The 24,610-nt window shown below is 45.1% G+C and carries 22 protein-coding genes and 1 pseudogene; 12 read left to right on the top strand and 11 right to left on the bottom strand.

Going from position 1 to position 24,610, the window contains the following annotated elements; translation table 11 throughout:
* From Q0081_RS27400 to Q0081_RS27365, 8 genes and pseudogenes are all read right to left on the bottom strand, one after another.
* Nucleotides 1-353 (bottom strand): annotated as a pseudogene (locus Q0081_RS27400) (hypothetical protein); the annotation flags it as partial.
* 364 nt (nucleotides 354-717) lie between these two features.
* Nucleotides 718-1,338: a hypothetical protein gene (locus Q0081_RS27395; protein WP_298361083.1), complete on the bottom strand. Its 621-nt coding sequence runs from the start codon at nucleotides 1,336-1,338 to the stop codon at nucleotides 718-720.
* Nucleotides 1,284-2,042, bottom strand: a complete 759-nt coding sequence (locus tag Q0081_RS27390; protein WP_298361081.1) for a hypothetical protein — start codon at nucleotides 2,040-2,042, stop codon at nucleotides 1,284-1,286. The genes Q0081_RS27395 and Q0081_RS27390 overlap by 55 nt, the downstream gene beginning before the upstream one ends.
* A complete protein-coding gene (locus tag Q0081_RS27385; RefSeq protein ID WP_298361079.1) occupies nucleotides 2,002-3,678 on the bottom strand; it encodes a hypothetical protein in 1,677 nt (558 codons plus the stop codon). The genes Q0081_RS27390 and Q0081_RS27385 overlap by 41 nt, the downstream gene beginning before the upstream one ends.
* Nucleotides 3,679-3,922: 244 nt before the next feature.
* A complete protein-coding gene (locus tag Q0081_RS27380; RefSeq protein WP_298361077.1) occupies nucleotides 3,923-4,321 on the bottom strand; it encodes a response regulator transcription factor in 399 nt (132 codons plus the stop codon).
* Between the two features lie 7 nt (nucleotides 4,322-4,328).
* Nucleotides 4,329-4,556, bottom strand: a complete 228-nt coding sequence (locus tag Q0081_RS27375; protein WP_298361075.1) for a response regulator — start codon at nucleotides 4,554-4,556, stop codon at nucleotides 4,329-4,331.
* 136 nt (nucleotides 4,557-4,692) lie between these two features.
* Complete coding sequence (locus tag Q0081_RS27370; protein ID WP_298361073.1) at nucleotides 4,693-5,388, bottom strand: sensor histidine kinase; 696 nt, start codon at nucleotides 5,386-5,388, stop codon at nucleotides 4,693-4,695.
* Between the two features lie 59 nt (nucleotides 5,389-5,447).
* Nucleotides 5,448-6,587 (bottom strand): tetratricopeptide repeat protein, encoded by a 1,140-nt coding sequence (locus Q0081_RS27365; RefSeq protein WP_298361071.1) that lies wholly within the window; start codon nucleotides 6,585-6,587, stop codon nucleotides 5,448-5,450.
* 172 nt (nucleotides 6,588-6,759) lie between these two features.
* On the opposite strand from Q0081_RS27365, the gene Q0081_RS27360 reads away from it, so the two are divergent.
* The 3 genes from Q0081_RS27360 to folB all read left to right on the top strand — a co-directional run bounded on the left by Q0081_RS27360 (nucleotide 6,760) and on the right by folB (nucleotide 9,559).
* Nucleotides 6,760-8,208 (top strand): M61 family metallopeptidase, encoded by a 1,449-nt coding sequence (locus Q0081_RS27360; RefSeq protein WP_298361069.1) that lies wholly within the window; start codon nucleotides 6,760-6,762, stop codon nucleotides 8,206-8,208.
* A gap of 73 nt (nucleotides 8,209-8,281) precedes the next feature.
* The gene (locus Q0081_RS27355; RefSeq protein ID WP_298361067.1) at nucleotides 8,282-9,124 is read left to right on the top strand and encodes a DivIVA domain-containing protein; all 843 of its coding nucleotides are present in this window, start codon (nucleotides 8,282-8,284) and stop codon (nucleotides 9,122-9,124) included.
* 84 nt (nucleotides 9,125-9,208) lie between these two features.
* Complete coding sequence (gene folB, locus Q0081_RS27350; RefSeq protein ID WP_298361065.1) at nucleotides 9,209-9,559, top strand: dihydroneopterin aldolase; 351 nt, start codon at nucleotides 9,209-9,211, stop codon at nucleotides 9,557-9,559.
* A gap of 94 nt (nucleotides 9,560-9,653) precedes the next feature.
* Here the strand turns inward: folB and Q0081_RS27345 are convergent, their stop codons facing one another.
* Nucleotides 9,654-11,123, bottom strand: a complete 1,470-nt coding sequence (locus tag Q0081_RS27345; RefSeq protein WP_298361063.1) for a Gfo/Idh/MocA family protein — start codon at nucleotides 11,121-11,123, stop codon at nucleotides 9,654-9,656.
* Nucleotides 11,124-11,271: 148 nt separating this feature from the next.
* Here Q0081_RS27345 and Q0081_RS27340 point away from each other — a divergent pair, with 148 nt between their 5' ends.
* The 5 genes from Q0081_RS27340 (at nucleotide 11,272) to mutS (ending at nucleotide 16,713) form a co-directional block, all read left to right on the top strand.
* Complete coding sequence (locus Q0081_RS27340; protein WP_298361061.1) at nucleotides 11,272-11,976, top strand: M15 family metallopeptidase; 705 nt, start codon at nucleotides 11,272-11,274, stop codon at nucleotides 11,974-11,976.
* Nucleotides 11,960-12,178, top strand: a complete 219-nt coding sequence (locus Q0081_RS27335) for a hypothetical protein (protein ID WP_298361059.1) — start codon at nucleotides 11,960-11,962, stop codon at nucleotides 12,176-12,178. The genes Q0081_RS27340 and Q0081_RS27335 overlap by 17 nt, the downstream gene beginning before the upstream one ends.
* The gene (locus tag Q0081_RS27330; RefSeq protein ID WP_298361057.1) at nucleotides 12,165-12,536 is read left to right on the top strand and encodes a type II toxin-antitoxin system VapC family toxin; all 372 of its coding nucleotides are present in this window, start codon (nucleotides 12,165-12,167) and stop codon (nucleotides 12,534-12,536) included. Before Q0081_RS27335 ends, Q0081_RS27330 begins: the two co-directional genes overlap by 14 nt.
* A 5-nt stretch (nucleotides 12,537-12,541) precedes the next feature.
* The gene (locus tag Q0081_RS27325; RefSeq protein ID WP_298361055.1) at nucleotides 12,542-13,984 is read left to right on the top strand and encodes a BamA/TamA family outer membrane protein; all 1,443 of its coding nucleotides are present in this window, start codon (nucleotides 12,542-12,544) and stop codon (nucleotides 13,982-13,984) included.
* A gap of 83 nt (nucleotides 13,985-14,067) precedes the next feature.
* Entirely contained in the window at nucleotides 14,068-16,713 is a 2,646-nt protein-coding gene (gene mutS / locus Q0081_RS27320; protein WP_298361053.1) for a DNA mismatch repair protein MutS, read from the top strand.
* A gap of 5 nt (nucleotides 16,714-16,718) precedes the next feature.
* Here the strand turns inward: mutS and Q0081_RS27315 are convergent, their stop codons facing one another.
* Complete coding sequence (locus tag Q0081_RS27315) at nucleotides 16,719-18,602, bottom strand: glycoside hydrolase family 44 protein (RefSeq protein ID WP_298361051.1); 1,884 nt, start codon at nucleotides 18,600-18,602, stop codon at nucleotides 16,719-16,721.
* Between the two features lie 226 nt (nucleotides 18,603-18,828).
* Between Q0081_RS27315 and ygiD the strand changes: the two genes are divergently transcribed.
* Nucleotides 18,829-19,653, top strand: coding sequence for a 4,5-DOPA dioxygenase extradiol (gene ygiD / locus Q0081_RS27310; protein ID WP_298361049.1), 825 nt, complete (start codon nucleotides 18,829-18,831; stop codon nucleotides 19,651-19,653).
* Nucleotides 19,654-19,704: 51 nt separating this feature from the next.
* Here ygiD and Q0081_RS27305 read toward each other — a convergent pair whose 3' ends face one another.
* Nucleotides 19,705-20,730: a zinc-binding alcohol dehydrogenase family protein gene (locus tag Q0081_RS27305; protein ID WP_298361047.1), complete on the bottom strand. Its 1,026-nt coding sequence runs from the start codon at nucleotides 20,728-20,730 to the stop codon at nucleotides 19,705-19,707.
* Nucleotides 20,731-20,871: 141 nt separating this feature from the next.
* Between Q0081_RS27305 and Q0081_RS27300 the strand changes: the two genes are divergently transcribed.
* The 3 genes from Q0081_RS27300 to Q0081_RS27290 all read left to right on the top strand — a co-directional run bounded on the left by Q0081_RS27300 (nucleotide 20,872) and on the right by Q0081_RS27290 (nucleotide 24,491).
* Nucleotides 20,872-22,044: a hydroxymethylglutaryl-CoA reductase gene (locus Q0081_RS27300; RefSeq protein ID WP_298361045.1), complete on the top strand. Its 1,173-nt coding sequence runs from the start codon at nucleotides 20,872-20,874 to the stop codon at nucleotides 22,042-22,044.
* 68 nt (nucleotides 22,045-22,112) lie between these two features.
* Nucleotides 22,113-22,868, top strand: coding sequence for an enoyl-CoA hydratase/isomerase family protein (locus tag Q0081_RS27295; RefSeq protein WP_298361043.1), 756 nt, complete (start codon nucleotides 22,113-22,115; stop codon nucleotides 22,866-22,868).
* An 81-nt stretch (nucleotides 22,869-22,949) separates the two neighbouring features.
* The gene (locus Q0081_RS27290) at nucleotides 22,950-24,491 is read left to right on the top strand and encodes a 4-hydroxyphenylacetate 3-hydroxylase family protein (protein WP_298361041.1); all 1,542 of its coding nucleotides are present in this window, start codon (nucleotides 22,950-22,952) and stop codon (nucleotides 24,489-24,491) included.
* The last annotated feature ends 119 nt before the right edge of the window (nucleotides 24,492-24,610 follow it).

The raw sequence follows: 24,610 nt of genomic DNA, 5'->3' as shown, positions 1-24,610 counted from the left end.
GTGTCATCGGACGGTTTATCCTTGCCCCAATTATCAAAGGCATCTTTGAACGCGTCAAAATCAAAGTTTACGCCTAAAGTTTCGGTAATGGTTTCAGCACGTCGGTAGAATCCGTTAGGGGTGTCGTAAATGTCAGCGTACAACTTTAGGCGGATTTCATCCTTTATCCGATTGTCCAACTTTTCCCCTTTTTTGGGCAAGTGTTGCCATTGGTCGAGCGTAACTTTTAACCCCGTCGTATAAAGCCGTTTTACCCGATTGTGAGTAATTACGATTTTAATAATTCCCGCGCGGCGTACCGTCTCGTTTTCAGCGGTGGCGCGGGTGTCAAAAAATAGGTTTACAGTTGCCATTTGTTGCGGTGTTTTTCTGTGGTGCAACTTTCAGGAAAATCGGGTTTACTTGCACCACAAAAATACAGAATCAACGCATAATAACAATAAGAAGCGATAAAATAATTATGACAATCTACTGATTTACAGGCTATTTAAGTATAAATCAATAAATACCAAAAAGCCAACAAATACCCATGGGCTACGACTGTTAATCAGAGGGTCGCTGGTTCGAGCCCAGCCTCGGTAGCTCAAGTAAAAGCCTGATAATCAATGTATTATTAGGCTTTTTTGTTGTGTTTTAACCTATACTTTAAAAGTCGGTTTAAACCATGTTTTGAAGATTCTCATTATTAGAGATTAGTCTTTTACGGTCCTTTCAGGTTTACCCGATAGTCGCCGATTTACTTTTCAGCACTCCCGCATTATCCACTTGCTTATTAGAAATTTCGCTTGCACTGCAGGAGGTGCATTTTACGGGTAAATTTCCCGATTTTGCCATCATTACTTTGGTACCGGTCGTATCTTTTGAGGCAAACGAAGGCCCTAAAGGGAAAAACGGGGCGGCCTCTTCGCCGTAGGTAAAATAGCAAACGGGACTTTTTCCTTCATTCAGGAAATTGATTTTTCGAGTCAGGTCAATCGCCTGTACGCGCACAGCGTAGCGCTTGCCGACTTTAAGCGGCGGCTGACTCGAGCCGTATAAAAAGGAATTTACCTTGAGATTCCGCACTTCCACCCCCGAGGGCGGCAACACAACCGCATCAATAAATACATTGGGGTCAAATCCAAGGGGAACATTGGAAGAAGTTACTTTGATCTCTGTTGTTTCATTTTTAGTGATTTTGGAAGCAGGCTTTTTGTCCTGACTGCTGGTTGGAAAACTGCTGATTACATTTGATTGATTATTAAATACATTATCGGCCACGGGCTGAATGTCGGGCAATTCAATCACGCGCAAAGTATATTGTACTTGCGCGGGCGACACTCCTGCGGGGGAGTCCACGAAAAAATGACGTTTTGAGGCGTATTGGGAACGATTTTACTATCGCAAACGGGATTAATGATGATAGGCGGCTCTACACTTCTGACCATAAAAGGCGCACTACAACCCAACGGAAACTCCGGCGAAAGTGGGCGACTGCTACGGTTGTCAAAGGCACGAACGCACAACTGATAACTGCCCTCAGGAAGCGGCAACCCGCGATAGAGTTGCGCTTTGTCAATGCCCTGCACTTCAATTTGACCCAAATCAAACAAGCCTTCCAAGTCGTTACGGCTCAACAAACGGTTTTCCAACGGTCCCAAACGCAACGGCACCAATGGTCGAAAATTAACAGGCGTCGAAATAACCACGCCGTTGTCGCCCGTGATGTTTCCCAAAAACCGTACCTCCAATGGCGCATTCGTCGTGTTGCGCACAAAAATCTGCACCTGATTGCCCCGCCCGGGATAATCTTGCAAATAGGCGCTGTACGGAGGAAGTACATTGACCGTGACCTGTACCTGGGCTAATGATTTCAATCCAAACAGAAAAAGGAGAATCAAAAGCGGAAGGATACGTTGGTTTACCCCGATAGCCATCGGGGTAACGCGAACCTCTGCACAGTGCATTTGTTGGTTTGCGTTTGTAACGCGAACCAACAAAAGTTTGGGGAGTAGGGGGCTGTTAAAACGAGATTCCATAGCCGAGTGATCCTCTAAGTTCATTGAATTTTTGGTCGGGTTGTCCCGTATTTGAGTTGAGATAACCAAGTTGCAGGTTAAGGCTTTGCCGTTTTCCTAACTGATAACTTGCATTGAGCGAAGCATTGATCACCTTACCGGTGACTCCCAGTTGCTGATTGATCAAATAACTCGCATTGAATGAGGTATTCAGTTTTTTATCCAACAACGGATAACTTATTCCCACCGTTGGCCCGTAAAAACGAACCATTTGATCTTGTGGCAGGGCCGTTTGGGTATAACTCACCATCGCATTGGCGCTCCAACCCAACGCTAATTCGGTCAGAAAATAGCCCAGATTGATGTTTTGGTTCTGATTTTGGGTAAAGGCTGAGGTAGTATTGTTCAGGTCAGAGAGTTGCTGGTGCGTGCCCGTCAGTGTAAAAAGGTGCGAAAAGGCTTCGTTCTGAATGCTGTAGCGCAGATTTGCCATCAGGCTCAGGTTGTTTTGCGCCAGCCGCAGGGTATCAATAATGGGTCGTAATCCCGCCTGTTGACTGATCCCGTAATTGGAAAATTGAAAGTCAATTCCAAAAGCGTTGGAAGGATTATAGGAAATCACCAACGACCCAATTTTTCGACCCGTTTGGGCATTTTTGGTTTTGGCCAAATTGTCCTGTTGCAACCCCAAACTTCCGATAATCCGTAATTTGCTATTGAGTAAATTTATGGATGGCGCAATGGTAAAACTCTGAATATCGCTCTGAAAATAGTACGAACCCATGGTTTGGAAGTTAGGCTCAATGCGTTTGTATTGAAGTTTTAATCCAAAATTTTTGCTGCGATAACCTAAACCCAATTGCGCGGCGGTGGTGAGTTGGGTCGAAAGCTGAGCGGGCATAAACAAGTTGAATGTTTTCATCAGCGGTTTGTCCGACAGCGGCACCAATTGAGCGCGGGTGTCGCGGGTGTAAGCGCTTCCTGCAATGTCCATTTCAAAACTGAAATTCTTGTTGGCAAGGCTCAATCGGGAAGTAACTCCCAAGACCGTGTTACGCGCAGGGGTGATGCCCTGCGTTCCGGTAATGGACGAGGTATCGTCGGCGGCGTTCAGCAGTACCACATCTACGTAGTTGGCGGCGGAACCGTAGCCGAGTTTAACGGCATAGCCGGTACGTTTGAAAGAAGGAATGGCTTGGTCGGGATTGGCAAGATCGGTAGAAATGGCTTTATTGAAACGCCCATACACGGCACCGATGCGTAATTTACCCGGATTCAATTCAACTCCCCCGCCCAGAAAAGTATGACTGGCCAGCGTGAAAGGCGAAAACTGCACGTTGCGATACCCGGCATGAACTGTGGCCCATTTGTAAGTAGGACTGATGCCGAATTGATTGAAAGGCTGACGAAAACTCGCACCCTGATTTCCCACAATCACCGAAAACGGCAGTGAAATACCGCCGGGCAGGGAGACGGTTGCCGAGGCACTCAGCCCGAAAGGTGTCGTTTGGTTGCGGTTTTCGATACCGCTTGCCTGATAAAACCCCGCGTAGGCATTGAGCCCGCCCGAAACTCTTACCGGTTTAGGCTTTGGGGTTTCGGACTCCGATTGTGCCCAAGCCGATAAGGGGCTCAAAAACAACAAAATAAGTCCGTAGAATAGAGGTAGAGATAAGCGCATAAACGTCGATTTATGGTGACAAAACTACTCTTTCAAAAGGGTGGGGTCAATAGGATAAATATATGCCTGTAGAACTACGCAGTTCCCGTATTTCTACAGGCATACGTACTCAAATGAGTTGTTTTTAGGCAAAAAAACCCTGTTCTGCCGGTTGCCGGCAGAAGGAAAATCGCAGAAGAGATTGAAAAAATATCGGCGAGAACTGAGTAAACGGTAAAAGCAGACTAAACGGATAGAATTCACTTCAGCGAGACAAATTGACAATTTTATCCCGTAAGGCTTTGTTGATAGCTTCCCCTTTCGAGTTTACGTGCAGTTTTTCGTAAATGTGCATGATGTGGGTCTGCACGGTACTGATGCTGATTTGGCAATGATGGGCAATCAACTTATAGCTGTCACCTTCTACCAATCGTTGAAGCACTTCCAGCTCTTTGGTGGTGAGGTCGTAGGTAATCTGTTTTGGTTTTTGAAAAGCCGACAATACTTTCAGCGCAATGCTTGGACTCATGGCCGCGCCTCCCTGCGCTACTTCGTGAATGCCTTCGATGATTTTTTCGGCTGGTGTTTTTTTGAGCAAATACCCTACGGCTCCCGCCCCAATGGCTTCAAAAACGCTTTCGGCGTCTTCGTAGGCCGTGAGCATCAGTATTTTAGGAGGCTTTGAAAGCCCTTGATGTAAGATTCTTACCGCTTCCGGTACGTTGCGGCATTTCAATATCCATCAAAATCACATCCAGAACGTCATTAGCAACCGTTTCCAGTACCTGCATGGCATCCGGATACGAACCTGCCAATACCAATTCATCGGTCATTTCCACAACCATGGCGAGGGTTTCGCGCAGGGAATCATTGTCGTCGTAAATGGATACACGCAGCATAGGGGTTCATTGGATTATGGACAAAAGTACAGGCTGATTCGATGCGTGTAAATAGGATAATTATACGATGCAGCGTCAGTTTAGGCGTCAGTCGGATTGGGCATCCCCGTTCAAAACCGACCGACGCTTTCATCGCTTATCCCGAAATAAGCAATGAAAGAACAGTGCCGTTTTCGGGGTTGGAATCAATATCCAGTTTCGCCCCCATGGTTGTGGCTCTTTCGTGCATATTTTTAAGACCGTTTCGATTATTCATCCCATTGGAATCAAATCCCACACCATTGTCTTTCACCACCACCTCCAGATTCTTTCCCTTTTTCTCAAATCGTACTTCGGCTTTAGTAGCCTGCGCATATTTAAACAGATTATTAATCGCCTCTTTTACAATCAGATATACATTTTGACGAACATTCAAGATCAGCGTACTGTTTTCTGCTTCGGGGCTTACCACAAAATTCAGTTCAATCTCTTTCGAGTCAGCAAGCGGTTTGGCATACTCGCGCAAGCGGGTCAAAAGCGTACTCATTGAATCATTGCGCGGGTTAATCGTCCACACTATATCGTCCATAGACTCCAGCATTTGGCGTGCATCCTGACTGATTTTTTGAATCAGTTGTTCGGCTTTCTGGGGCTGGTTATTGATTATTTGCTTTTCAGTAAGCCCACTCAAAAGAGAAATACTACTCAGGGTGCTACCGATTTCGTCGTGCAAGTCAGCCGCAATTTTGTTACGTAGTTCCAGCGACTCCTTTAGACGCTGCAGTCGGGCGCGGTTGAGCAACCACGCTGTTACGGCTCCTGCCAACAACAATACCAAGACACCACCTGCCAACAGGAATCTATTTTGGGTTAATTTCTGCTCATTGATAATGGCGGACTGTTGGAGAAATTTTATTTTTGCTCCTTTTTTTCGGACTCAAAACGGGCATTCAACTCATCCATTCGTGCATGTTGGGTTGCTGTAAACAGCGAGTCATTCACCTGTTTTGCCTCCTTCTGATTTTGGAAGGCGTTTTTAAAATCTCCTTTTTCAACAAATAGTGCCGTAAGTGCCTCATAAATATAGCCTTGGTATTCCAAAGAACCCACCTGTTTGAAAATTTTTAATGCACGGTATAGATACTCTTCTGCCAATTTGTATTGCTTTTGACTTTGATAATACAAACCCAAATTCCCATAGATTGCTCCTGTCTGGTGTACTGAATTGATTGTAACACTAATTTTTTCTGCCTTTATTAGGGCGGCAAAATTTTCTTTTGGTCGGCTCAACTCACGATAAACTCCGGCTTCATTGATTAAGATATCAACCAATACCTGCTGATAGCCCGCTTTCTCGGCATGTTGCTCGGCTTGTTTTAAATACACCAATGCCTCTTTGTATTTCCCCATTCCATTGAGAGTAATCCCAATCCGGTTAGCAGATACCGCCATTCCCCAGAAGTTGTTATCCTTGGTTTTGATAGCCAGGCTTTGTTTAAAGTACTGAAGCGCTAATTCAGTCTTACCTTGGACATTAAAAATAGCCCCCGCCACATCATAAGGCGAACCCGACAGTTTGGGTAGTTTGTGGGTTTCGTAAATTCTGATTGACTCCAAAATCGACTTGAGTGCTTCCTCATTTTTTCCTGTCAGGTGTTTTATCATTCCTACGTTCGCCAAAGCTTCCTGCTTATAAGAAACCGCAATAGGGTATTTTTGGATAATTTGATAGCATTTTTGATAATATTCGTGTGCTTTGGCGTAGTCAGACTGTACATACCATGCCCTACCCCGCACATCGTAGCTGTCGTATTCGCCCGTAATGAACTTTAATTTGGGGGCTAATTTTTCCGCCTCCCGCCCTAAAGAATCCACAAGCGGGTAGTTTCCTGCCTCAATCTGTTTCCAGCTGTACGCATTCAGCGCTGCTACGTAATTGGTATCTTTGGGGGATTTTTTAAGATAGTTAGCCAGTGAATCTGCACTTTGCGGGATTTGAGCATTTGTGCCAATAAATATATGATAAGAAAACAAGAAGAAATTAAGAGGCATACGTTTTGTAAGCGATTGTTTTTCATAGGAATTTAAGGAGTAGAAAATTCCCCTTAAATTAACCAAATTGCTTGAAAAAAGGTACTGTTCTGCTATTCATTGGGTCTTTTTAGTATTTTTACTTTTCTAAAGAGTTTATTCTCAACTGGTTTTACATTCCTTTGCTCCACTCATGCGCTATCATCTCTCCTCTCCTATTCCCGAAAGTCATTTTATAGATATTGAGTGTTCGATTGACAAAATTGGTGCCGATACGATTGAAATACAGCTTCCTGCGTGGCGACCCGGACGGTATGAGTTGCAAAATTTCGCTAAAAACATTCAACGGTTTGGGGTGTTTGATACCTCTGGGAATCCGCTCATTTTTAGGAAAATAACCAAGGATCGTTGGCTTATTCAAACCCCGGGAGTTTCGGAAATCATTGTTCGGTATAATTATTACGCCAATATACAAAACGCAGGAAGCAGCTACGTAAGCGGTGGTTTTTGGTATGTCAACCCCGTCAATCTTTGCGTATATGCAGAAGGCTATTTGAATGAACCTTGTACACTTGAATTAGCCATTCCCGACCATTTTCAAATCGCCTGCGGGCTGAAAAAGAAGGACACGAAAACCTTGTCGGCAAAAGATTACTATGAGTTGGTGGACAGCCCGCTGATGGCCTCCGCTACGTTGCAACACCGCACTTACCAACTGCAGGAAACGACGTTTTATGTGTGGATGCAGGGTAACATTAAGCCCAATTGGCAGCAAATTTTAATTGACTTCGAAAAATTTACGGCCTCTCAAATGGCCGCAATGGGCAGTTTTCCCGAATCTGAATATCATTTTTTGAATCTTATTTTACCAACTCCTTACTACCACGGTGTCGAACATCGTCATTCTACGATGATTGTCTTAGGACCTGATGATGAGGGAGAAGGACTTTATACGGATTTACTGGGAGTAAGTTCTCACGAATTGTTCCACGCCTGGAACATCATTCGTATTCGCCCTAAAGAATTGTTACCGTACGATTTTACCAAAGAAAACTATTTTTCTACCTGTTTTGTAGCCGAAGGGGTTACCACCTACTACGGCGATTTGTTTTTGCGACGTTCGGGCGTATTTGACGATGCCGCCTATTACCGTGAGTTACAGGTGTATATGAAAAGACACTTTGAAAACAATCGCAATGCGCAACAGTCATTGGCAGAATCGTCGTGGGACCTGTGGTTGGATGGATATGAAAAAGGAATTCCGCAGCGTAAGGTATCGGTCTACCACAAAGGAGCCTTAGCGGCGCTGATTTTAGACGTAACAATTCGTAAAATTCACCAACATCAATACTCATTAGACGACGTAATGCGTTTATTGTGGGAACGTTTTGGCATACCTTTTGCGGGCTATTCGCTCGAAGACTACCAAGCCATTGTCGAAGAAGTAGCGGGAGAGCCGCTGAAATGGTATTGGGACGACTGCATTTTGAGCAATATACCCCTTGAAAATCACCTCAATCACGCCCTTTCATGGGTGGGTCTGCAAATGGTCACGTTCAGTGATGGAACCGTTCATTTGCAAGAATTAGGGAACGAACGAGCGGTTTTGCAACGAAAAAAGTGGCTAAGTAGCGGTATTTAGCTAAAAAAAGAGCGTTTTACCCAATTTTTTTTATTTTAACACCCAATTATCAGGCAATAATTTAAATAAGCATATGAAAATCACGCCGATTGAGATTCGTCAACATACCTTTCAAAAAGTTTTGCGCGGATACGATGCCGAAGAAGTAACGGCTTTTTTAACATCACTATCCAATGAATGGGAACGTGTACTGAACGAAAACAAGATGCTCAAAATGCAATTGGAGATTGCGGAGAAAGAGTTGGGTAAACTTAGGGAAGTAGAATTAACGATGTTCAGGATGCTCAAAACGGCGGAAGATACCAGTGCGCAAATGACCCAACAAGCCAAAACGGCGGCCGAGCATTACATTGAAGACGCCCGCCAAAAAGGGGAAGAATTGGTGAACGAGGCACGGAAAAAATCCAATATGCTGATTATAGATGCCGAAAATCAGGTCAAATACGTGCGCGAAGAAATCATAGGTGAATTCAAAGGTCATGAACGTGATTTCAAAGCCATGGAAAAATACCGTGATAATTTGGTCGTCCAGCTCAAAACACTTGCCAATAATACCGTAGACAGCATTGAACGATTTGAGAAGAAATTTTCGCAGAATGCCGTCAAGGAAAAATTTGAAGACCTTAAAACTCAAATAACAGATTCGCTGAAAGCAGACAGCGAAATCAAAAAAGCCCGCATAGAGGCAGAAAACTTAGTAGAAGGTATTGTAGGAGACGAACCGATAGCTGCCGAAGCCGATACTGAAGAACAAGTTGTAGCTTCTTCTGATTCTGCAACCGAAACCGAAGAGACTTCAGAAATACCTTCCGCAGAAACGGAAGCAGAAACAGCGGACGAAAACGAAAACCCGAGCGAAAATGAAAAGGAAGATAAAAAAGCTCCTGAAGAAGGTTCCTTCTTTGATCAGATATAATTTTTGCACACCATGTACATCTCTATCTGCTGAGAACTTCCCGGTTTTGAACAGATAACAGATTACAGCTAAAAGACACACTCTTTGGGAACAGTTTCACTGGAAGGAATAGAGTTTTTTGCTTACCACGGCACTTCAGATGAGGAGCAAAAAATTGGCAATAAATTTTCGATTGACGTAGCCATTACCACCGATTTTTTGGAAGCCGCCCGCCATGATCGTTTACGAAATACAGTCAATTATGAGGTGGTTTATCGGGTCGCGGCAGAGGCTATGCAAAAGCCCAGTCGTTTGCTCGAACACATCGCTTATAAAATCATTGAGGGTATCCGACTCACTTATCCCAATGTAGAACTCATTGAGGTCAGTGTCTCCAAATTTAACCCGCCCGTTGGCGGCGTCTGTGCCCGGTCGCGGATTACTATGAAAGGATAAAAATGTCCACGGTCAATAGTCCACAGACGATAGTAGAAAAATTTCACTATTATCATTACTATGGACTATCGACCGTCGACTATTGACTAAAAAATTATACTAATTTCCAACCGTCGCGATACTGACGCGAAACGAATTGGTTTGCATCTTCAAAGTTCGTAATCTTCATATTGTTACCATCCCACAAAAGCTTCTTGCGTCCGTAGAAATCAAAACCATTGCCTTGCGGTTTACGGAGCATATAGCTTCGGATAGCCAAATTGCCCATTAAAACAGTTTCAGTCAACGGTCCTGAGTAATCAAAAGAGGACATCAAACCTTTGTGTTTGTCGCTGCCGAAACCTGCCTTACAAGCCTCAGTCCAATGAACTTGGTGGCCAAACTCAGGCAAATTGACGGGAGCCGCATATTTGCTGTCCTTGTCCATTACCATTTTATCCCCGTTTTTGAGATAGACTTTAGGATTGTTGCCGTACATATCGCAGGCAATGATTCCCTTTGAGCCTATCATCAATACTCCATTGGCTCCGTTGCCATCTGTACTCAGTGGCTCACTCGCTGGAATCCAATCGGGGTGGAAAGGACGCAAGCCTCCATCCATCCAAATCATCTTCATTTCGGTTTTATTCTTTGCCGTAGCCGGAAATTTAATTTCCACTGACGACGACGGTGGACAGCCTTCAGGAATATATTCAGGCTGCCAGTCTTTGATAAACACCGCTCCTACACTGCATTCCACTTCGGTAGGATAGTTAAGGCCCAATACCCGGAAAGGAGTATCGATTGTGTGGCAACCGATGTCACCCAACGCGCCAGTACCAAAATTCCACCAACCGCGCCATTTGAACGGGTGATAGCCCGGGTGATAATCTACCCACTGTGCAGGACCTACCCATTGCTCCCAGGCAATGCCTTCGGGCATATCGGGTTTGCCGGTAGGAGTCGGAATGCCTTGTGGCCATACCGGACGGTTCGTCCAGATTTGTACCGTATGCACAGGTCCTACCAATCCTTTATTAAACCAATCAACCATCTGAAGTTGAGCAGGGTTCGACGCTCCCTGATTTCCCATTTGGCTTACTACTTTGTACTTACGAGCCGCTTCGGTCATCATCCGTGCTTCATTGATGTTGTGTGTCAATGGTTTTTGCACATAAACGTGTTTTCCCATTTGCATGGCCGCCATCGCAATGATTGCGTGGTTGTGGTCAGGCGTAGAGATAGTGACGGCATCAATGTTTTTGCCTTCTTTTTCAAACATGACACGCCAATCTTTGTATTTCACCGCATTGGGGAAACGTTCAATAGATTTAGCAGCTTGTTTATAATCCACATCGCAAAGAGCCGTTACGTTATTGACTCCATTGTTGGACGCATTAAAAATATCGCTGGTTCCTTTTCCTCCCGCTCCAATGGCAGCCAAATTCAATTTGTCAGAAGGGGCCGTAAAGCCCTTGCCCAGTACATGGCGTGGTACAATAAAGAAACTACCCACGGCAGCTATCGCGCTTTTTTGCACAAAGTCGCGTCTTGATACCGATGCGGGTTCTTGTTTTGATTTCATAGGTATGAACGTTTTTAATTAAATGTATGAACAGACTACTCTTAAAGCAACTTAGAGGGGGATAGCTACCGTTTTATAGAATAGTTTTTTGAAAAATTTGGACAAACTATCCCTACTTTTGGCTTTTAGTACTTCCTGAAACAGCATTATGACTATCAGCAAACACTTTATTATTTTTAAAACGAGCGTTTCAGCCGCATTACTTGCCTGTTCTTTACTAAGTTACGGGCAAACCAAAATAAGCAACTTTGAGCGCAAGTTCATCGACCGAGGCTTGGTAGATGTTCAAAAATTGGACCCAACCATCAAGGTAGATTTGAAATATTCAACCACCGACAATTTTATCAAAAAAGACGTATACGGTGACTTGGAACGAGCCTATCTTCAACCAATGGCGGCGGAGAAACTCATCAAAGCCAATAAATTTCTAAAACAGGAAAAACCAAATTATACGTTATTGGTTTATGATGGTGCCCGTCCGCGAAGTGTTACCAAGATTTTCTGGGCCCGGATGAGTCACTTACCTTACAACCGTCGCGAAGATTTTGTGGCCGATCCTGCCAAAGGTTCTATTCACAATTTTGGCTGTGCGGTAGATTTAACGATTGCCGATGAACGCGGTCGGGCTTTGGATATGGGTACGATATTTGATTTTTTTGGTCAGGAGGCCGAACCTCGCCGCGAGGCTGCCATGCTGAAAGCGGGGAAATTGACCCCTCAACAATTGGAAAATAGAAAATTGCTGCGACGCGTGATGAAAAAGGCAGGTTACACCTTCATCGAAACCGAATGGTGGCATTACAACGCCATGTCGCGCGAAAAAGCAAAGGCTCAATATGGATTTATCGAATGAAAAAATCTTGTATTTTTGTAAAAAACACCGAGTTATGACTGTTATAGTTAACAATACTACCTCAGAAAAAAAAATTGAGGAAATCATTCAAAAGATAAAAACCCAAAACCCTCAAAAAGGGCTACGGAAACATTTTGGAGCTTTAAAAAGAGAAATTGACGGTTTGGAATACCAAAAGAAAATCAGAAATGAGTGGGATTGATTTTCTTGCAGATACAAACTTTTTAATTCATGTACATGAAGGTAACGAAATTGCAGAGCCATTTCTTGATTATCGGTTTGCTATTTCCTACATTACAGTAATAGAGTTATTAGGAAAATTTAGCCTTTCAAAATCCGAAAAACTTCTCTTACGAAAACTTATAGATGACTGCTTTGTCATTGAAATGAATTCAAATATTAAGGACCGATGCATTTGGATTCGTCAACGTTATAAAATTAAGGTGCCAGATGCTATTATTGCAGCTACTGCCATTGAAGTAGGACTTCCTTTCATTAGTTCTGACAATGGGTTTTCCACTATTAAAGAATTGAATTTCCTTTTTTTAGAGAAAACCTAAATCCTATGCTCTTACTTTCACTCTTCACTACTTTCTGGCTCTCTCTATTCGGAACTCCTGCCGACACTATTCAAAAAGTAGTGGTGCGGCAAGTGACCATAACGGGTAATTTTCGCACCAAGGAGCGTATTATTCGGCGTGAAATGGACGTGCATACCGGTGATACGCTCACTCAACCCATCTTGGATTCGCTACTTGAATACGACCGACGTAAGGTATTGAATACCAATCTGTTTTTAACCGTTGAACTAAAGAAAAAACCGATAAAGGATACCCTTTCTTTCCCTTTCTACACCGCCGACGGCAAATTGATAGCAGGCCCAAAAATCATTGATATTGAGGTAGTTGTCAAAGAGCAATGGTACTTACTGACTTTTCCCGTATTTCAGCTGGCCGACCGCAATTTCAATGAATGGTGGTATGAACGGGGGCGAGATTTGAGTCGGACAATTTACGGGGTCTATATCTTGCACCAAAATCTCACCGGCAACAACGACCGCCTGCGCCTGCGAGCTGAATTTGGGTTTATTCCTCGACTGGACATTTATTATTCTATCCCTTATTTGGGCAAAAAACAGAAACTGGGAATGTCCGTAGGCATCGCCAGAATCACCAACCGAACGCTCGCTTACCGAACCCGCGCTGACAAACTCATTTTTCTGGGCAGCGAAGACCGCACCCGTGAGCGCATTGCACCTTTTCTTACGTTTACCTATCGGCCTAAATTTTACGGGTATCACTCATTCAGTGCGCAATATTCCATTACCAAAGTAGTGGATACCATTGCCCGAATCAACCCCAATTATTTTCTAAACGGCATCAACCGGCAGAAATACCTCCAACTCAGCTACTCCCATTACTTTGATCGCCGCGACCGTGCACAGTATGCTTTAAAGGGTTTTTTGTATGGGTTTTACGTAAGCAAAACAGGGATTTTACCCAAGGACGACGTCAATATTTTGGAGGCCGGGGCCGATTGGGGACAGTTTATCCCGTTGTCAAAGAAGTTCTTCTTTAATTACTACACCGAAATGAAAGTTTCCACCCCGGCACGTCAGCCTTTTTTGCAAACGCGCGGCTTGGGGTATGGAACCGATTTGGTCAGAGGCTATGAATTGTACGTCATTGACGGGCAGCATTATGGATACGTCAAAACCAACCTGCGATATCAATTGCTCAATCGGACGTTCAATCTGAGTAAATTCATAAAATTCCGTCAGTTCAATACTTTTCCATTGGCGATTTATCCTAACATCTACGCGGATTTTGGTTACGTCAAAAATAAGTATCCTGAACTCAACAACAGCAAACTGGCAAACCGACCTTTAGTGGGGGCGGGCGTTGGTTTGGACATTGTAACGTGGTATAATTTTGTGGGACACATTAATTATTCCGTCAATCAACTCGGCGAAGCCCGGCCTTATTTTTCATTTGGAAGAGAGTTTTGATTTGAAGCTAACCTACGATTTTGCTGTTACTGCCTTGATATTTTAGCTATTTTTGTACTCAATTTTCAATCTAATTATTCCGAATGGCCCGCACTGCAAAAAACGCTACTGAACCCGTTAAAGTCAAAGAAACCCCGCTCAATCGTCAGTATAACCAAATTAAGTCAAAATATCCGGGGGCGATGCTGCTGTTTCGAGTGGGAGATTTTTACGAAACATTCGGAGAAGATGCGATTCGGGCAAGCAGGATTCTGGGCATTGTCCTGACTCGACGCAACAACGGCGGTTCGCAGGAAGAATTGGCCGGTTTTCCGCATCATTCGCTGGACACTTACCTGCCCAAACTCGTACGGGCGGGCGAGCGCGTAGCCATCTGCGACCAATTGGAAGACCCCGCCGAAGCAAAGGGAATTGTACGGCGCGGAGTAACCGAATTGGTAACGCCGGGGGTATCCTTCAACGATAACGTACTGGATACCAGAAGAAACAATTATTTGGCAGCGGTGCATTTCGGCAAACAAAATGTGTTTGGAATTGCCTTTTTGGATGTTTCGACGGGCGAGTTTTTGACCACGCAGGGAAATAAAGAATACATCGAAAAATTACTACAAAGTTTTTCCCCGTCGGAAGTATTGTATTGTAAAAAACACCGTCAGGAATTTACCGAACTCTTCGGCGATAAATTTCACACCTTTTCGCTCGAAGATTGGGCATTTACCCATGAATTTGGCTATGAATTACTGATTAAACACTTCAAAACCACCTCGCTCAAAGGCTTTGGGGTGGAAGTTTTAATCGAAGGAATTGTGTCGGCAGGTGTGATTTTGCGCTATTTGGCCGATACCGAGCACCGTGATATTCAGCACATCACACGCCTGACGCGGCTGGATGAAGAAAAATACGTTTGGCTCGACCGTTTTACGATTCGAAATCTCGAACTCGTGTACGCCCAACAGGAAGGTGGCGTCCCGCTCATTCAGATTTTGGACCAAACCGTGACGCCTATGGGTGCCCGTTTGTTACGAAAATGGTTGGTATTGCCGCTGAAAGACAAAGCACCGATTGAAGAACGATTGCAAACGGTTGAGTTTTTTCTCCAAAATGATGAACTTTTGGAAGAAATCACGCAACACCTCAAGCAAATCGGGGACTTAGAACGTCTGATTTCAAAAGTGGCCGTTCGCCGAATCAACCCGCGGGAATTAGTTCAGTTGAAAAAATCGCTGAGCCACATTGACCCGGTGAAAGAGTTGTTGCTGAGGGGTATTGGTGAAACATCTTCTACCTTCAGCCCGTTACGCAAGTACGCCGACCAACTCAATCCCTGTAAGTTTCTTCTGGAAAAAATCGAACTCGAACTCCGCGAAGATCCACCGATAGTCACCAATCAGGGGGGAATGATCAAGAGCGGCATAGATGCGAATTTGGACAAACTCCACGAGTTGGCGTTTTCAGGCAAAGATTATTTAATTCAGATTCAAAACCGCGAGATTGAACGGACGGGCATTGGCTCGCTCAAAATCGCTTACAATAAGGTGTTTGGCTACTATCTTGAAGTAACCAATTCACATAAAAATCGCGTCCCTGCCGAATGGATTCGAAAGCAAACCCTCGTCAATGCCGAGCGTTATATCACGCCCGAATTGAAGGAATATGAAGACAAAATCCTGAGCGCTGAAGACAAGATATTTGTGATTGAGCAACAGATTTTCAGCGATTTGGTCATGACCGTCAATGATTATGTGGCAGCCATTCAGCAAAACGCTCGTGTCATATCGGTATTGGACGCGTTGGCGTCTTTTGCGCGAGTTGCCCGAAAAAACAATTACTTTAAACCCCAGATTACGGACCTAAAATCACTCAAAATCAAAGAAGGTCGCCATCCCGTCATTGAGCAGCAATTGCCGTTGGGAGAAAGTTATGTACCCAATGACCTGTTTTTGGACGATGAAACCCAGCAGATTATCATCATTACGGGGCCAAATATGGCTGGAAAATCGGCCTTGTTGCGCCAAACCGCCCTCATTGTTCTCATGGCGCAAATGGGAAGCTTTGTTCCGGCCGCCGAAGCTGAAATTGGCTTGGTGGATAAGATTTTCACGCGGGTAGGTGCTTCCGATAATCTCAGTCGCGGAGAAAGTACGTTTATGGTGGAAATGACCGAAACGGCGAGTATTCTCAACAATTTGAGTGAAAGAAGCTTAGTACTCATGGACGAAATCGGACGCGGAACGAGCACGTACGATGGGGTAAGCATCGCGTGGAGTATCGCCGAATTTTTACACAATCACCCACGTCACCGCGCCAAAACGCTTTTTGCGACGCATTATCACGAATTGAACCAATTGGCCGAAGACTTTCCGCGCATTAAAAATTATAACGTAGCGGTGAAAGAAGTAGGCAATAAAGTCATCTTCTTACGCAAACTCAAGGAAGGCGGCAGCGAACACAGCTTTGGGATTCACGTAGCGCAAATGGCAGGGATGCCGCAGGAAATTGTACTGCGTTCCAATGACATTTTGCACAGCCTCGAAAAAAGCCACCAAAAGCAGGAAACGACCAAAGCCGTAAAGGAAATGCCAAAGGTCAATTACCAAATGACTTTGTTTGAACCGCAGGACCCCAAACTGGAAGAACTCAAAACCAAGCTGAAAGCCTTGGACATCAATACACTTTCGCCGATTGAAGCCTTGTTGAAACTGAATGAATTGCGGCGGTTGGTGGAATAGAGAATTCATCGTTCCACTTCAATTTTCTTGGTAACAGTTTGCCCTTTTCCTGTCAAACGAGCTACATAACTCCCCGATGCAAAAGTTTCATGTATGGTGGTTTGATAAGCCGACGTTGGAATCGTATGTTCATACACTACTTTACCGTTTAAGTCAATTATTTCTACTTTCTCAAAACTCCCCGTCGACCATTCCAATACGATGATTTCGGTCGTTGGATTGGGATATGCTTTTACGGAAGTGTTTAAAACGGGTTGAGTGGAAAGAATCACCAGCGCTTGACCTATTTTGCCCGTTAACTGAACTGAAGTCACCGAAAGCGGGGCTAATGTCAACGCCAAACTGTTGTTAGAAATGGAAACCTTACTTTCAGCAAGCGCATTTTGAACGTGAGAAACAAAAGTTTCAGTGGCAGACAACGATTTCAATGTCAACACTTTAGCCTCCTGACTGGTCAAGACAAAATTATTAAAAGTAATCATTGAACTTTGAGCCGCATTCGTGGAACGATTGACCAAAACCACCGTCATCGAATCTTGGGCCGCATTGATACTCGGATAGGCCGAAACCAACGTTTCGTTGGAAGATGCGCCTTTAACGGAAGTTGTTTTGTTATACCGACTGAACAAATGAAGCGCTTCCCACATGCCCGTTTTCCACGACCAAGGGGTAAAAACCTCAACTTCATTTTTCATAAATTCACCCATCGTGGATGCGTACCAAACCGCCGTAACGTTGGGGTTATTTCCCTGAACTCCGATTTCGGTAACTCCCAAGGACACTCCATGATTGGGTCCTAAATACTTGTCCAACCAATCGTTGACCCGCGCCAAAATGTATTCTTTGTTTTGACTCGTATCCCACGAACCATTCACGTTTTTGACGCCATTAGAGCCGGGATACACAAAATTTCGGTCAAAAAATACCCGATGCAACTGCACAATTTCTTCACTGATGACGGTTTCGGGATAAAAGTGAATATCCAATACGTCCAATAACCGCACGCCCGAAACTTTTTGTTCTTCGGCAATTCGTTTGATAAAAAACTCAAGCCAAGGGTAATTTCGACCATCGGCACTGATGGGTTTATTGTTCCAGTTATACCATTGCCATTCGTTGGCTACCACAGGGCCTACCAACTTGATAGCCGGATAAATAGCACGGGCTTTTTTGGCTACCGTAACATACTTTTGCATGAAATCGTCGGCCGGAAGCTGCACAGGCATCACATCGTCGTGCGTACCACTCCAAATTTCGGGCTCGTTGTCCATGTTCCAATAACGGATTTTGTCTTTATTGAGTCCCAATCCTTTCGCTCCAAACCAATAATTCATCAACGCCACCGTCGAATCAGCAGGCCAATTTTCGAGGTATAAATCGGGATTACCTTCTACTCTGGCTTTGGTACTGGTTGGATTCAACACACCTCCGCCTGCCAAATTTTGATTCACTCCTTCCCACCATTTTGATTGGTTATAACCCCAATCATTGAAATTGGCTTGGTTGGTTTTAGCTGCTTTTCCAATCAATTGAAACGCCCACATACCCTGCGCATTGGGAAAGTTCTTTTGAAGCGTCAGCGCTGACCTGTCCCAATCATTGGTGTATACATTATTGTACCAATCCGGGTGGCTCGACAGCTTCCTTCGCCAGTTGTATTTTGTGCAATTATTTCCGCTGCTCTCTCTAAAAAAGGTGACTCCTGCATCACGAATTTGGATAAGTTCTTTATCGGGCAGCGTCCAATTGGGATTGGTAGAAGACAACGAATTATTTCGTCCGTAGAGGTACGGAGAAATGGGTTTTCGCTCTGCTGTTGGGTCAATTTTAATCGTAACCTGCGCCGCAACCGATAGCACCGACAAGCAAAAAAGTAAAACAAATTTCATAAAAAGGAAATGCTTTTCTATGTTAAAACGGAGTTAGTTCCCTTTATTACTCCCTTTACTCCACTCATTATGAACTAAATCTTACCTTATTTTGTCATTTATATGTAGATACATATAATTTTGTTAAATTAATTCTGAATCGAAAAATGGCCTGTCAGAAGTAATTACAACAAGCAAAATAAAAAGAAGTGAATTTATAAAAAGTGCCCTGGGAGGGGCTATTACCATGGAATCCTTAAAAGATTTGTATAAATGGAATGAACAATTGGCTGCCAAAGATGGCCTGATGCCTATGTTGTTTGTGGGTCATGGTTCCCCCATGAACGGGATTGAAAACAATGAATTTAGCCAAAATTGGAAAAAATTCGGGACCGAAATCCCCGTTCCTACGGCGGTTTTAGTAGTATCGGCGCATTGGTATACGCCCGGAACAAAGGTAACCGCCATGCCCGAGCCACGGACGATTCATGATTTTGGCGGTTTTCCCCAAGCCCTGTTTGATGTTCAATATCCTGCACCGGGAAGTCTCACCGTAGCCAAAGAAACAGCCTCTTTAATTCACAAAACACAGGTAGGGCTTGACCATGAATGGGGTCTCGACCACGGCACCTGGACAGTGGTGCGGCACATGTACCCCAAAGCCAATATCCCCGTGTTGCAGTTGAGTATTGACTACACCAAACCTCCGCGTTACCATTATGAATTGGCGAAAGAATTGGCAGCTTTACGCAAAAAAGGAGTTTTAATTATCGGCAGCGGCAACATGGTTCACAACCTGCGCATCCTGAATTGGCAATTGACGGATAAAGGATACGATTGGGCCATCGAAATGAATGAAACATTTAAATCGTTGATTAGCACAAACAACCACTCGGCGCTTATCAATTACGAAGGCTTGGGACAGGCAGCTAAAATGTCGATTCCAACCCCCGAACACTACTTGCCTTTGCTGTATATTTTGGGGTTGAAAGAAGAAAAAGAGAAAGTCGGGTTCTTTAATGACAAGACATTAATGGGCTCTATTTCAATGACGTCGGTCAAAGTAGGATAAAATAGAATTGAAAAGTACCTCCTGCTTGTCAAAAGTCGGGAGGCACTCTTTTTATAGTTCTATCACTGCTTTGATTACGTTACTTTCCGGTTGCAAGAGGTTTTCAAACGAAGTAAGCAGATCATCAAACGCTACGCGGTGTGAAATCCACGGTTGGGTATTTATGGCACCGTCTTCCATGCCTTTGATAATGCCGATAAAATCTTCGGGAAGCGCATTCCGACTGGCCAAAAGCGTAACTTCGCGTCGGTGAAATTCGGGGTCATTGAAGGTAATATCGCCCTGAAACAATCCCACAAACGTTAAGCGCCCACCGTGAGCGACCAGCTTAAACGCCTGCATCATCGAAGAAGAATTTCCTGTAGCATCGAACACGACCGTTGGTAAATCGCCGTTCAACCCCTTACGAATCTCCTCCACCGGGTCGGTGTTTTGCAGTAAAACAGTGGCATCCACTCCCAATTGCTGTTGGCAAAAGGCCAAGCGAGACGCGTTCATGTCCATTACCACTACGGTAGCTCCTTTTAATTTGGCAAATTGAGCCACCGAAAGGCCGATAGGTCCCGCTCCAATGACCAATACCAAATCATGGGCCTGTACTTGAGCTCGATTGACGGCGTGTGAACCTATTCCTAGCGTTTCTACCAATGCCAATTGCTCATAACTCAGTGTTTTAGAAGCATATACCTTCCGAGTAGGCACTTTCAGAAACTCCCGCATTCCGCCGTCGGTATGGACTCCCAAGACTTGTAGTTTTTCACAACAGTTAGTTTTTCCATTACGGCAAGGCTGACAGACACCACAATTAAGGTACGGTTCCACCGCTACTTTATCCCCTATAGCTACATTAGTGACTTCCGAACCAATCTCCACTACTTCGGCCCCCAATTCATGCCCCAAAATCCGGGGATACGAAAAGAAAGGCTGCTTGCCTCGATAGGCGTGATAATCGGTTCCGCAAATGCCAATGCGGTGGATTTTCAATAAAACTTCGTGGGCTTGAACAGTCCGGTCGAAATCAGTATCTGCTTGGCTAAATTGGCCGGGCGTCGTTAGAATCAGGGTTTTCACAATCATACAATGTTAAGAGTTACAAAGGTAGAGTTACTGCCGGAATAAACATTCCTGTGCTGTAAGGTAAGACCCGTTTAAAACGCACTTACTATTGTTTTCCTCACTCGAAAAAAGCTAATTTTGTTGGTATTCCAACCTTCAACCATGAGCGACACAAAACTCCCCTTAGATAAAACAAACAATTACACCGCCGACATCGCACAGACACGCCGTGCGTTTGTGACGGAGAAAACAGGTGTTGATTTTCAGCACATTGATAAACATTCGTTTGACCCTTCCGTATTAAAGGGGAACATTGAAAATTTTGCGGGCGTCGCCCAAGTTCCCATTGGCTTCGCAGGCCCCTTAAAAATGCTCGGCGAGTATGCCCAAGGGGATTTTTACGTTCCTATGGCCACGACCGAAGGTACTTTGGTGGCAAGCTACAACCGAGGAATGAAATTGTGCCGCGAAGCAGGAGGCATTATTACCACTGTGATGGACGACGCCATGCAGCGCGCTCCGTTGTTTGTTTTTGAAAATGCCCGCTATTCAAAAGCGTTCAGCGAATGGGTAGATACACATTTTGACCAACTCAAAGCGCAGGCCGAAGAAACAACCTCCGTTGGAAAACTGCTTGACATTGAGCAATATACCGTCGGAAAACTCCATTGGCTGCGGTTCAATTACTCCACCGGCGATGCTGCCGGGCAAAACATGGTCACCAAAGCCACCCATCGGGCGTGTCATTGGGCGCTTGACCAAAACATCGAAGGATTGGAGCATTTTACGATGGCAGCCAACATGGATACCGACAAAAAACACTCGCACTTGAATACCCTCCAAACGCGCGGCAAACGCGTAGTGGCCGAGATTACGCTTCCCAACGAATTGCTGCAACGCATCATGCACGTGAGTGGTGAAGCCTTGTTTAAGCAACGACAGTATTCAAACGCGGGGTCGATGTTGTCAAATGCCATCAGCAACGGGTCGCATTTTGCCAATGGAATCACGGCAGTTTTTATTGCCACGGGTCAGGACGTCGCCAACGTGGCCGAATCGTCAGCGGGCATTGTCTATGTGGAATTGAAACCCAACGGAGACTATTATTTTTCCGTCACCATCCCTTCGCTCATCGTCGCTACTTACGGAGGTGGCACCGGTTTGCCTACCCAAAAAGAGTGTTTGCAAATGATGGATTGCTACGGTGCCGGAAAAGTCAATAAATTAGCCGAAATTGTCGCCGCTACCGTCCTTTGCGGTGAATTATCACTCGGCGCCGCCGTTGTTGCCAACGAATGGGTCAGCAGCCACGAGCAATACGGCCGAAATCGTTAGCCCCCTCCCCCCAAAGGGGGCACTATTTACTTAACTCCCCCTTCGGGGGTCGGGGGGCTATTACTATCATGTACCAAGACATTCTATTTTCACAAGCGGACGGCATTGCCCGCATTACGTTCAATCGTCCATCAGTACTCAATGCCCTCAGTCCCAACCTCATCGCCGAACTCACCGACGCTACTCAGAAAGTAGCCTTGGACGACACTGTCAAAGTACTTATCGTTACGGGTACGGGCAGGGCGTGGTCGGCGGGAGTGGATTTAAAAGCCCTCAACGAAAATATTCAGGGCGGGCATTTTTCTAATTTTGAGGTCATGGAAATGGGCGTTGCGTTTATTTTGGCCCTTCAAGCCATGCCTCAAGTGACCATCGCGCAGGTAAATGGGCATTGTTACACGGGAGCTACTGAGCTGATGTTGGCATTTGACTTGGTCTATGCCGCCGACGAAGCTCAAATCGGTGATACCCACACTAAATGGGGTATTGCACCCAAGTGGGGAATGACTCAACGATTGCAGCAAAAAGTAGGTTTGATGAAAGCCATGGAAATGTCATTTACCGCGCAACCTGTCTCAGGAAAAGAAGCCGAACGCATTGGTTTAGTCAATAAATCAGTACCGTTGGCGGAGTTGGAAAATACGGTGAATCAAGTAGCTGAAAAAATCAAAAGCAACTCAGCACAAACCATTGCGGCTATGAAGACTATGTACTATTTCGGAGCTCATCAAGGATTGCACCGAGGTCTCGAATACGAATGGCAAGCCGATTTTAAAATTACGGACAGAGAAGAGTTTCTACGAAATTTTGAGAAGAATAAATAAGCACACGAAGACTTGGGAAGTTTCGTATTCCTAAGAGTACGAAACTTCCCAAGTCTATATCTCAGAAGCGGCTTTAATACCATGAACAATTTGACTATTTATTCCCCCATTGGGGGACAGGGGGCTATCCAAACCTCCCAAGACTACTACGAAAGCCTCAAAGGTCGCAAACTGAAAGTGTATCTGTTCGGGGAATTGGTGAAAGAACCTTCCGAGCATCCCATGATTCGTCCGTCGGTGAATGCTGTGGCCGAAACCTACGATTTGGCACTTCGAGAGCCTGAATTAGCGTCGGTAATTTCACCTTTTACGGGCGAGCGCATCAATCGTTTTCTGCACATTTCGACGAGTGCCAACGATTTGGTCCTTCAAAACAAAATGCAGCGAAAACTCGGACAGAATACAGGCACCTGTTTTCAGCGTTGCGTGGGGATGGATGCGTTCAATTCGCTATTTTCGACGACGTTTGAAATGGATAAAAAATACAAAACGCCCTATCACGAGCGGTTTGTGGCCTTTTTGACCGAAATGCACCGTTGTAATTTTGTCATCGGCGGCGCCATGACCGACGTTAAAGGCGACCGCAGCAAAGCCCCGCACGAACAAGCCGACCCTGATTTGTTTGTGCACATCACCCACCGCACCTCCGAAGGTGTTTACATCACGGGGGCTAAAGCCCATCAAACGGGTTGTCTCAATTCACATTGGTTACTGGTCATGCCCACCATGCGGTTGGGTGAAAAAGACAAAGACTACGCCATCGTTGGCGCGGTGCCCGTGGATGCGCCGGGCATTACGTACATCTACGGACGACAATCGTGCGATACGCGCAGCATGGAAGGCGGAAGCATGGACGCGGGCAATGCCAACTTTGGCGGACAGGAAGCAATGGTAATTTTTGAGGATGTATTTATTCCCAATCCCCTGATTTTCATGGATGGTGAATACGAATTTGCCTCGATGTTGGTGGAGCGTTTTACCTGCTATCACCGTCGGAGTTATGTCTGCAAAAGCGGCGTGGGCGATGTGCTGATTGGGGCAGCGGCCTCTATCGTTGAAATGAACGGAGCCGAAAAAGCGAGCCACATCAAAGACAAATTGGTGGAAATGACGCACCTGAACGAAACCATTTACGGCACGGGCATCGCGGCTTCCTACCAAGGCTATCCGACGGAATCGGGAGCGTATTTACCCGACGATGTATTGGCCAATGTCTGCAAACATCACGTGACACGCTTCCCCTACGAAATCAGCCGTTTGGCGCAGGATTTGGCGGGTGGATTGATGGTCACGCTGCCTTCCGAGCAGGATTACAACAACCCCGAAACCCACGAACTCCTCAAAAAATACCTCAAAGGAAAACCCAACGTACCGACCGAAGACCGTTTTCGCATGTTTCGCCTCATCGAAAACATGACCTTGGGACGTAATGCCGTGGGCTACCTCACCGAGTCCATGCATGGTGCCGGTTCGCCCCAAGCCCAGCGGATTCAAATTGCCCGTTTGATGCAGTTGGAATACAAAAAACGCCTGGCCAAAGTGTTGGCAGGGATTGAAGTGACTGATACTGAAGCCGTGGTGGAAGAGGCTGGGAGTTATTTTGGAAGGGTGTTTGAAATTTGAAGATAAAAGATTTCCCCGCAGATGTTCGCAGATTTGGTTCCGCTGATTTTGGCAGAATAAAAAAATCAGCGGAAATCAGCGAATAAAATTTGCGTTTATCTGCGGGGAAAAAATCAGCG

Origin of the sequence: Runella sp., from assembly GCF_027484545.1 — a bacterium.
Taxonomy (GTDB): Bacteria; Bacteroidota; Bacteroidia; order Cytophagales; family Spirosomataceae; genus Runella.
This window is presented reverse-complemented; position numbering and strand designations above follow the sequence as displayed.

Excerpts from the sequence above, each read along its gene's own strand:
- mutS (WP_298361053.1), top strand. The coding sequence starts at position 14,068 with ATGGCCCGCACTGCAAAAAACGCTACTGAACCCGTTAAAGTCAAAGAA.
- Q0081_RS27365 (WP_298361071.1), bottom strand. The coding sequence starts at position 6,587 with ATGCCTCTTAATTTCTTCTTGTTTTCTTATCATATATTTATTGGCACA.
- ygiD (WP_298361049.1), top strand. The coding sequence starts at position 18,829 with ATGGAATCCTTAAAAGATTTGTATAAATGGAATGAACAATTGGCTGCC.
- Q0081_RS27375 (WP_298361075.1), bottom strand. The coding sequence starts at position 4,556 with ATGCTGCGTGTATCCATTTACGACGACAATGATTCCCTGCGCGAAACC.
- Q0081_RS27295 (WP_298361043.1), top strand. The coding sequence starts at position 22,113 with ATGTACCAAGACATTCTATTTTCACAAGCGGACGGCATTGCCCGCATT.
- Q0081_RS27325 (WP_298361055.1), top strand. The coding sequence starts at position 12,542 with ATGCTCTTACTTTCACTCTTCACTACTTTCTGGCTCTCTCTATTCGGA.
- Q0081_RS27330 (WP_298361057.1), top strand. The coding sequence starts at position 12,165 with ATGAGTGGGATTGATTTTCTTGCAGATACAAACTTTTTAATTCATGTA.
- Q0081_RS27360 (WP_298361069.1), top strand. The coding sequence starts at position 6,760 with ATGCGCTATCATCTCTCCTCTCCTATTCCCGAAAGTCATTTTATAGAT.
- Q0081_RS27390 (WP_298361081.1), bottom strand. The coding sequence starts at position 2,042 with ATGAACTTAGAGGATCACTCGGCTATGGAATCTCGTTTTAACAGCCCC.
- Q0081_RS27380 (WP_298361077.1), bottom strand. The coding sequence starts at position 4,321 with ATGCTCACGGCCTACGAAGACGCCGAAAGCGTTTTTGAAGCCATTGGG.
- Q0081_RS27335 (WP_298361059.1), top strand. The coding sequence starts at position 11,960 with ATGGATTTATCGAATGAAAAAATCTTGTATTTTTGTAAAAAACACCGA.
- Q0081_RS27345 (WP_298361063.1), bottom strand. The coding sequence starts at position 11,123 with ATGAAATCAAAACAAGAACCCGCATCGGTATCAAGACGCGACTTTGTG.
- Q0081_RS27290 (WP_298361041.1), top strand. The coding sequence starts at position 22,950 with ATGAACAATTTGACTATTTATTCCCCCATTGGGGGACAGGGGGCTATC.
- Q0081_RS27385 (WP_298361079.1), bottom strand. The coding sequence starts at position 3,678 with ATGCGCTTATCTCTACCTCTATTCTACGGACTTATTTTGTTGTTTTTG.
- Q0081_RS27305 (WP_298361047.1), bottom strand. The coding sequence starts at position 20,730 with ATGATTGTGAAAACCCTGATTCTAACGACGCCCGGCCAATTTAGCCAA.
- Q0081_RS27340 (WP_298361061.1), top strand. The coding sequence starts at position 11,272 with ATGACTATCAGCAAACACTTTATTATTTTTAAAACGAGCGTTTCAGCC.
- Q0081_RS27355 (WP_298361067.1), top strand. The coding sequence starts at position 8,282 with ATGAAAATCACGCCGATTGAGATTCGTCAACATACCTTTCAAAAAGTT.
- Q0081_RS27315 (WP_298361051.1), bottom strand. The coding sequence starts at position 18,602 with ATGAAATTTGTTTTACTTTTTTGCTTGTCGGTGCTATCGGTTGCGGCG.
- Q0081_RS27300 (WP_298361045.1), top strand. The coding sequence starts at position 20,872 with ATGAGCGACACAAAACTCCCCTTAGATAAAACAAACAATTACACCGCC.